Genomic DNA, 7,826 nt, shown 5'->3' on the forward strand with positions numbered 1-7,826 from the left:
AAACAATAATAACCAGAGCCCGATCAGATATGCGCAAATTAGTTGTAGGAATAACGATTGCTTCTTTAATGGGATGTTCAATGGGTCATCGGAATCCAGTGGAAGTTAAAGAAGCGCTCAATGAATCGATCAATCAAGCGAACAGCCGCACATTGGAAGAAATCCCTTCTTCTGTTGAGGCAGACTTGATGCCAAATTTAGACTCGAACGTTGCATCAGAGCAAGGCACCTCGAAGCGTTTTCGTATTCAAGCGAATGCGGTCGATGCAAGAAGCTTTTTCGCTTCGTTGGTGAAAGGCACAGAGTACAGTGTGGCGATTCACCCATCGGTACAAGGTAATATCACTGTCAACTTGTCAGATGTGACATTGGATGAAGTTCTGAATGTCGTACAGAATATGTATGGCTATGACGTGGTGAAGTCTGGCAAAGTTATTCAAATCTACCCAGCAGGTATGCGTACGGTGACCATTCCAGTCGATTACCTGCAGTTCAAGCGTTCTGGTCGCTCATTAACCAGCATTGTTACGGGCTCTGTAACCTCGGCTGGTACGTCTAATTCTGGTGGTAGCTCAGACAGTTCTGACTCGTCAGACTCTAACAATGGAAACAACAACGATAGCTCGACCACATCTACGGGTGGTACACGCATTGAAACCATCACTGAAAGTGATTTCTGGCCGATGCTGCAGCAAGCTGTTGCGAATCTAATTGGTTCAGGCAAAGGGCAAAGTGTGGTTGTAACGCCACAAGCGGGAGTTATTACGGTTCGAGCATTTCCAGATGATATTCGCGAAGTACGCGAGTTCTTAGGTGTATCGCAGGAGCGCATGCAGCGCCAGGTCATTCTTGAAGCTAAAATCCTAGAAGTGACGTTGAATGATGGCTACCAACAAGGCATCAACTGGTCAAACTTATCGGCGTCAATTGGTAACTCGGGTAGTATCGTAGTCAACCGCCCTGCGTCGACATTACCACCATTGGATGCGATTGGCACGCTATTGGGCGGTCAAACCAACGTGACTATTTCGGATGGTAACTTCAATGCCGTGTTGAGCTTTATGTCTACGCAAGGTGACTTGAACGTCCTTTCGAGCCCTCGTATTACCGCTGCCAACAACCAAAAATCTGTCATCAAGGTCGGTACCGATGAGTACTTTGTTACCGAGCTATCGAGCAATGCAGGCAACGGTGAAAACTCAAATGCAGTTCCTGAAGTGGAACTGACGCCATTCTTCTCGGGTATTTCCCTCGATGTAACTCCGCAAATTGATAACAAAGGCAATGTGTTCCTGCATGTTCACCCCGCAGTTATTGAAGTCACGGAAGAAGTGAAGCAATTGAACTTGGGCGGAGATTTCCAAAACATCCAACTGCCATTAGCGAAAAGCTCTATTCGTGAATCAGACTCGGTTATTCGTGCTAAAGATGGCGATGTTGTGGTTATCGGCGGGTTGATGAAACAGCAAAATCGTGAGCTTGTTTCTAAAGTCCCATTTTTGGGCGATGTACCAGCACTGGGGCATTTGTTCCGCAACGTGAATAACGTAACTGAGAAAACAGAATTGGTCATCTTGCTAAAACCGACCGTAGTTGGCGTGAACTCTTGGCAGAAAGAGCTAGAGCGCTCTCGTGATCTGCTGCAAGAGTGGTTCCCAGATGCGCAATAAGCGCTGGGAAAGGTTCTGTTTTTTAATAGGTTTGTGATTCGAGTATGTACTTGTCCCACTTTGGATTCCGAGTTCAGCCTTTTTCGTTAACCCCAAATACAGAAATGTTCTTGGGGTTAGTCCCTCACTATGAGGCGATCCAAACCATCCTAGCTGCCGTGCAAATGGGAGAAGGGGTGATTAAGGTGACGGGAGAAGTCGGCACTGGAAAAACCATGGTATGCCGTAAGCTGATCGAGCAGATTGAATCTGAAGTTGAGCTTATTTACTTACCCAATCCAGTGTTGAATGGGGAACAGTTGCAGTTTGCTGTCGCCAGAGAGTTAGGTATCGAGAACGATGATCCGCTGCGCATCGTTTCCCTCATTCAAGAGCACTTGATTCAAGTACATGCCTTGGGAAAGAAAACCGTCTTGATCGTTGATGAAGCGCAAGCTCTTTCCCCACAAGCTTTAGAAACATTGCGTCTATTTGGCAACCTAGAAACGGAACAAGATAAGCTCATTCAATTGGTGTTATTCGGACAACCTGAGTTGGATGAAAGATTGGCTAACCATGAGCTAAGGCAGTTTCGTCAACGCATTACGTTTAGCTGCCAGTTACGTCCTCTCTCTATCGATGAAGGCGTGGCTTACATCAATAATCGTTTAGATAAAGCAGGCAATGGGGCGCACATTTTTTCTATTGAACAGAAAAAAGCGATTTGGCGTTCATCCATGGGGATTCCGCGCTTGATAAACCAAATTAGCCACAAGTCGTTGCTTGCTGCATTTAATGAGCGTTGCACACTATTGAAAAATCATCACGTTTACGCCGCTATGCACGATACGTTTGATGCCCGTAAACCTAAGTTTAAAACACCCGTATTTTGGGGATGGAGTCAACCTTGAGTGCCATCAATAAAGCATTATCAGAACTTGCTGAAAAAACATCGCCGTCAGAGCTTACTCGTGCGGAGATTCCAAGAGTCTCACGCAGTAAACCTTGGCTTTGGCTTGTCGCCGGTTTTTCGTTAAGCCTTGCGGTTGGTAGCTGGGCGGTCTCTCGCGGTCCTGTCCCTTCAGGCGAGCTATCACAGTTTCAAACCGACGCTATGCCACTGTCGTCTGTGAATGTCTCACCAATTGTTTCATCGGAGCGCACTCACTCGCCAACGAGTAAAATGACGCCCGATACAACTCAAGTGGTTTACACTAAACCAGCCACACAGCAGGTAGTGCAACAGCCTCACATACAAGAGACTGATAGGTTCACGCCAAGATCTGAGATAAATATCGCCTCTGAAGATGCAGTTTTACTCGCGCAGTTAGCAACGATGCCGAGCGAGGAGCAATACGATCACGTAACCCACACGACATCAGAAAACAGCTCAATGCGTATTGAGCAGGTTGAGCTTACTCACCGCCAATTATCTCTTAAAGCGGTTAGCCGAGCGGAAAAGGCACTCGATGCTAACGATATGCAAACGGCGTTATCGGCTTATGCCGAGGCGTTGCGTTATGAGCCAATGAATGCAGACACGCGTCAAAAGTTATCAGCGTTGTACTTTGGTAAAGGTGACACGCGTAAAGCATATGAGATTATTCAAGAAGGCATCAACCTAGATACGAACAACCAAGTACTCCGCTTGGCCTTGTCTAAGTTGTTAGTGAAAGCTAATCAACCTGAAGCGGCGCTGAGCCCGCTTGTTCATTTGCCTCCAGTACCAAGTCGAGATTACTTGGCGATGCGTGCGGCATTGGCACAAAAACACAAGCAAAATGACATTGCGCTTGAGAGCTATCAACTCCTAACTCAGCGTGAGCCGGAAAACGCGCGCTGGTGGTTAGGTTTGGCTATTCAACAAGAGCGCGCCCTGGCTTTTACTGCCGCGATTAACTCTTACAACCAAGCTCTGGGTAAAGTTGGCATTTCGAATCAATCGCAAGCATTTATCCGTGACCGTTTGAGCATCTTGAAAGAGTTGGAGAGCGCACAATGAAAATTCAGTTGAGAAAACGCTTGGGCGATCTTCTGGTTGAGGAAGGTATCGTCTCTGAAGAACAAATCCAGCAAGCACTAAACGCACAACGCAGTACCGGGCAGAAGCTAGGGGATGCGTTAATTGACCTTGGCTTTATTACCGAAAAGCAAATGTTGGACTTCTTGTCTCAGCAGCTTGGTTTGCCACTGATCGATCTTGGTCGTGCGCCTGTGGATGCCGAAGCCGTGCAGATTCTACCTGAGGTACACGCACGTCGCTTACGTGCGATGGTCGTTGCTCGAAATGGGGACACCCTGCGCGTTGCTATGAGCGACCCTGCGGACTTGTTCATTCAAGAATCATTGATGAACTTGTTAGGTCAATACAACCTTGAGTTCATTGTGGCTTCAGAGCGTCAGCTTATTTCAAGCTTTGACCGTTATTACCGCCGTACTAAAGAGATCGCCTCCTTTGCTGAACAGCTGCATGAAGAGCATAAAGATGTACAAAGCTTTGATTACGGTATTGATGAAGCCGATAGTGAAGAGGTTACCGTTGTAAAGCTGGTTAATTCCATGTTTGAAGATGCGGTACAGGTTGGAGCTTCGGATATTCATATTGAGCCAGACGATCAAGTGTTGCGTTTGCGCCAGCGTATTGATGGCGTATTGCATGAAACGCTCTTAAATGAAGTGAATATTGCATCGGCTTTGGTTCTTCGACTGAAGTTGATGGCACACCTAGATATTTCTGAAAAGCGCTTGCCGCAAGATGGCCGATTCAATATCAAAGTTCGTGGCCAATCAATTGATATTCGTATGTCGACGTTACCAACGCAGTACGGAGAATCTGTAGTAATGCGTCTGCTTAACCAGTCCGCTGGTTTGCGTCCGTTAGAAGAGTCGGGCTTGCCGCCAGACTTGCTTGCTCGCTTACGTCGACAGTTGGCGCGTCCGCATGGCATGATTTTGGTTACCGGGCCGACAGGTTCCGGTAAAACCACCACGCTTTACGGCGCATTGAGTGAGCTCAACGAACCTGGGAAAAAGATCATTACAGCAGAGGACCCGGTTGAATATCGTCTGCCTCGCATCACTCAGGTACAGGTTAACAGCAAGATCGATCTAACTTTCTCGCGTGTTCTTAGAACCTTTTTACGTCAAGACCCAGACATCATTCTTGTTGGTGAGATGCGTGACCAAGAGACGGTAGAAATTGGTCTGCGAGCTGCACTAACGGGTCACTTAGTATTGAGCACTCTCCACACCAACGATGCTGTCGACAGTGCGTTACGTATGATCGACATGGGTGCGCCGGGTTACTTGGTTGCTAGTGCAGTCAGAGCTGTGGTGGCGCAGCGTCTTGTGCGCCGAGTTTGCCCCGATTGTAAAACAGAAGACCACTTAGATGAGTCTCGCCAGCAGTGGTTAGCTGGGCGTTTCCCAAATCAAGTTAGCACCATTTTTTATAAAGGCGCAGGTTGCCAAAACTGTAATTTGACTGGTTATCGAGGCCGAATCGGTGTGTTTGAAATGCTCGAACTTGAGCAAGAGATGATGGATAAGTTGCGCGCTAATGATGCGGTTGGCTTTGCGCAAGCCGCGCGCCGCTCAGAAAACTATAAGCCACTGCTTGCTTCTGCAATGGAACTGGCGCTACAAGGCACCGTCAGTTTGGACGAAGTGATGACCCTAGGTGAGGGCGATGCTTCTGGTAAGACTGATCCCATTTTCATATAGGTAAGTGAATGCCAACTTTTCGTTATCAAGGCCGCACGCTAGACGGCTCATCAACTAACGGCAAAATCGAAGCAGTGAACTCTGAAGCTGCAGCGGAAGCATTGATGAATAAAGGGGTCATCCCGCTCAATGTACGTTTAGAGAAAGAGTCGGCAAAAAGCCAAGTGAGCTTATCTAAGCTGTTTGTGCCTGCTATTCCGTTGGAAGTAATTATTCTTTTCTCTCGCCAGTTGTTTAGTTTGACTAAAGCTGGCGTACCTTTGCTGCGCTCTATGCGTGGCTTGTTGCAAAATTGCGAAAACAAACAGCTCAAAGAGGCGCTAGAAGATGTCGTTTCTGAACTGAGTAATGGCCGAGGTTTGTCTTCTGCGATGCAGCAACACAGTAAAGTATTCAGCCCTCTGTTCGTTTCTATGATCAACGTCGGTGAGAATACGGGTCGGCTTGACCAAGCGCTATTGCAACTGGCGAATTACTACGAACAGGAACTTGAGACTCGCAAACGCATTAAAGCGGCGATGCGTTATCCGACGTTTGTCATTATCTTTATCACCATTGCCATGTTTGTATTGAATATCTTGGTGATCCCTGAGTTTGCATCGATGTTCACGCGCTTTGGGGTTGAGCTACCACTGCCGACGCGTATTTTGATCGCGACTTCTAATTTCTTTGTTAATTATTGGGTGTTGCTGGTTGTGGCAATGATTGGCGCGTTTACGGTGTTCAGAGCGTGGGTGGCGACGGCTGATGGTCGGGAGAAGTTCGATAAGTTTCGGCTTCGGCTGCCAATTGTAGGCGATATCGTTAATCGTGCGCAGCTTTCTCGTTTTGCCAGAACCTTTTCGTTGATGCTGAAATCAGGGGTGCCACTTAACCAGTCTTTGGCTTTGGCCGGGGAAGCCTTAGGGAACCGTTTTTTAGAAAACCGAATTCTTGAGATGAAGTCCGCAATTGAAGCGGGTAGCACCATTTCAGTGACGGCCATCAACAGTAAAATATTCACCCCATTGGTGATTCAGATGATTGCAGTAGGTGAAGAAACTGGTCGTATTGATGAGTTGCTGCTGGAGGTGTCGGACTTTTACGATCGAGAAGTCGATTACGATCTAAAAACGCTGACCGCAAGAATAGAACCATTACTTTTGGTGATTGTCGCAGGCATGGTCATGGTGCTGGCATTGGGTATCTTCCTACCAATGTGGGGAATGCTCGACATCATCAAAGGCGGCTAATAGGTGGTTGAAAATCAAAGCCGAGCAACGCTTATTGTGTTTGGGGTTATTGCTACGATTATGGCGGTGGGTTTGGCGGTCAAATTACGTCCTGTGACCGAGCAAGCACAAGTAACAGGGGCTAAGTTGGCGAGAGTTTGGATGCAAGATAGTGTTCAGCGTTATCGTCAAGCTTGGCTAGTACAAGGCGAGCCAGAGCATATGCTGATGGATGGTTTTAACCTTACTATGACTGAGGACGGGTTAGTGTCTCCCTTTACTCAGCAAGGTGTATTAGATTGTGGCTATTGGCTAGCGGTGCATTACCCCCAACGTAAAATAATGACCAACAAGTTAATAGATATCAGTGGAGTCATCAAAACTGATCGTTATGTCTGTCAATACACTTATGAAAATGGTCAGTCGATTGTAGTTATTTCAACAGCTAATCAACTGAAAATAGACGTCGAAATGTCGGCGGAGTGAATTTTTTGACACCTAATCACTATAATTGGTATTGAAAGTCGGTATAATGCAATCATTACCATAAGTAAGAAGCTGTAATAGAGGGTAAACAATAATGTGTTTTTCTCATTGCAGCATGAACTGAATAATGGCGAATCGTCATTCTGCTCAAGCGGTAGATACAGTATCCACTTCACGGTCAGTTTTAGTGAACGTTGCTGCCCCAAACCGTTTTGACAATATCCAAAATGGTCGCGTGACCTAAACGAAACTTTGCAGTTGTACTGCATGCTTACATAGAGAGAGTAAACAATGAAAAGACAAGGTGGTTTCACCCTTATCGAATTAGTAGTGGTAATTGTAATCCTAGGTATTCTAGCGGTCACTGCAGCACCACGTTTCCTTAACCTGCAAGATGATGCTCGTGATTCAGCTCTTGATGGTTTGAAAGGTGCTATGACTGGTGCTGCTGGCATTACTTACGGTAAAGCAGCAATTGAAGGTCAAGAGGCAACAGCTGACGGTGCAATCAGTATCGGTACTTCAACTTTAAACCTAGAGTTTGGTTACCCAGAAGCAACTTCGGCAGCGCTATCTCTAGTTGTTGATGGTCTATCGGAAGATTGGGTTGTTAAGAAAGTAGATACTAATGCTGACCCTAAATACATTTCATACGGTTTCGATAACTACGACACGAAATGTGTTAAATACACTCAAGCTAAAGACAAAGATACTCCAGCAACAGTCGCTGTTACTAAAACTGCGAATGAGTGTAAGT

General features: G+C 46.4%; 7 protein-coding genes. All 7 read left to right on the forward strand.

Features of this window, described 5'->3' with window-relative positions; all coding sequences use genetic code 11:
• Positions 1-29: 29 nt before the first annotated feature.
• Positions 30-1,670, forward strand: a complete 1,641-nt coding sequence (mshL, locus tag CAG68_RS13325) for a pilus (MSHA type) biogenesis protein MshL (protein WP_005388471.1) — start codon at positions 30-32, stop codon at positions 1,668-1,670.
• Between the two features lie 44 nt (positions 1,671-1,714).
• Positions 1,715-2,560, forward strand: a complete 846-nt coding sequence (locus CAG68_RS13330; protein WP_033907419.1) for an ExeA family protein — start codon at positions 1,715-1,717, stop codon at positions 2,558-2,560.
• Entirely contained in the window at positions 2,557-3,651 is a 1,095-nt protein-coding gene (locus CAG68_RS13335; RefSeq protein ID WP_193837563.1) for a tetratricopeptide repeat protein, read from the forward strand. The genes CAG68_RS13330 and CAG68_RS13335 overlap by 4 nt, the downstream gene beginning before the upstream one ends.
• On the forward strand, positions 3,648-5,372 hold the full coding sequence (locus tag CAG68_RS13340) for a GspE/PulE family protein (RefSeq protein WP_005381188.1): 1,725 nt from the start codon (positions 3,648-3,650) through the stop codon (positions 5,370-5,372). Before CAG68_RS13335 ends, CAG68_RS13340 begins: the two co-directional genes overlap by 4 nt.
• 8 nt (positions 5,373-5,380) lie before the next feature.
• Positions 5,381-6,604 (forward strand): type II secretion system F family protein, encoded by a 1,224-nt coding sequence (locus CAG68_RS13345; protein WP_005381186.1) that lies wholly within the window; start codon positions 5,381-5,383, stop codon positions 6,602-6,604.
• Between the two features lie 3 nt (positions 6,605-6,607).
• Positions 6,608-7,069 carry an MSHA biogenesis protein MshF gene (locus CAG68_RS13350; protein ID WP_132937239.1) on the forward strand — a complete coding sequence of 154 codons (462 nt, stop codon included), beginning with the start codon at positions 6,608-6,610 and terminating at the stop codon, positions 7,067-7,069.
• A 291-nt stretch (positions 7,070-7,360) separates the two neighbouring features.
• Positions 7,361-7,826 (forward strand): type II secretion system protein (locus tag CAG68_RS13355; protein WP_005381181.1); only part of this gene is annotated, 466 nt, incomplete at its 3' end.

Origin of the sequence: Vibrio sp. V42_P2S4T144 (genome assembly GCF_009904715.1) — a bacterium.
GTDB classification, from domain to species: domain Bacteria; phylum Pseudomonadota; class Gammaproteobacteria; order Enterobacterales; family Vibrionaceae; genus Vibrio; species Vibrio alginolyticus.

Coding starts and splice junctions, on each gene's coding strand:
- mshL (WP_005388471.1), top strand. CDS start 30: ATGCGCAAATTAGTTGTAGGAATAACGATTGCTTCTTTAATGGGATGT.
- CAG68_RS13330 (WP_033907419.1), top strand. CDS start 1,715: ATGTACTTGTCCCACTTTGGATTCCGAGTTCAGCCTTTTTCGTTAACC.
- CAG68_RS13340 (WP_005381188.1), top strand. CDS start 3,648: ATGAAAATTCAGTTGAGAAAACGCTTGGGCGATCTTCTGGTTGAGGAA.
- CAG68_RS13345 (WP_005381186.1), top strand. CDS start 5,381: ATGCCAACTTTTCGTTATCAAGGCCGCACGCTAGACGGCTCATCAACT.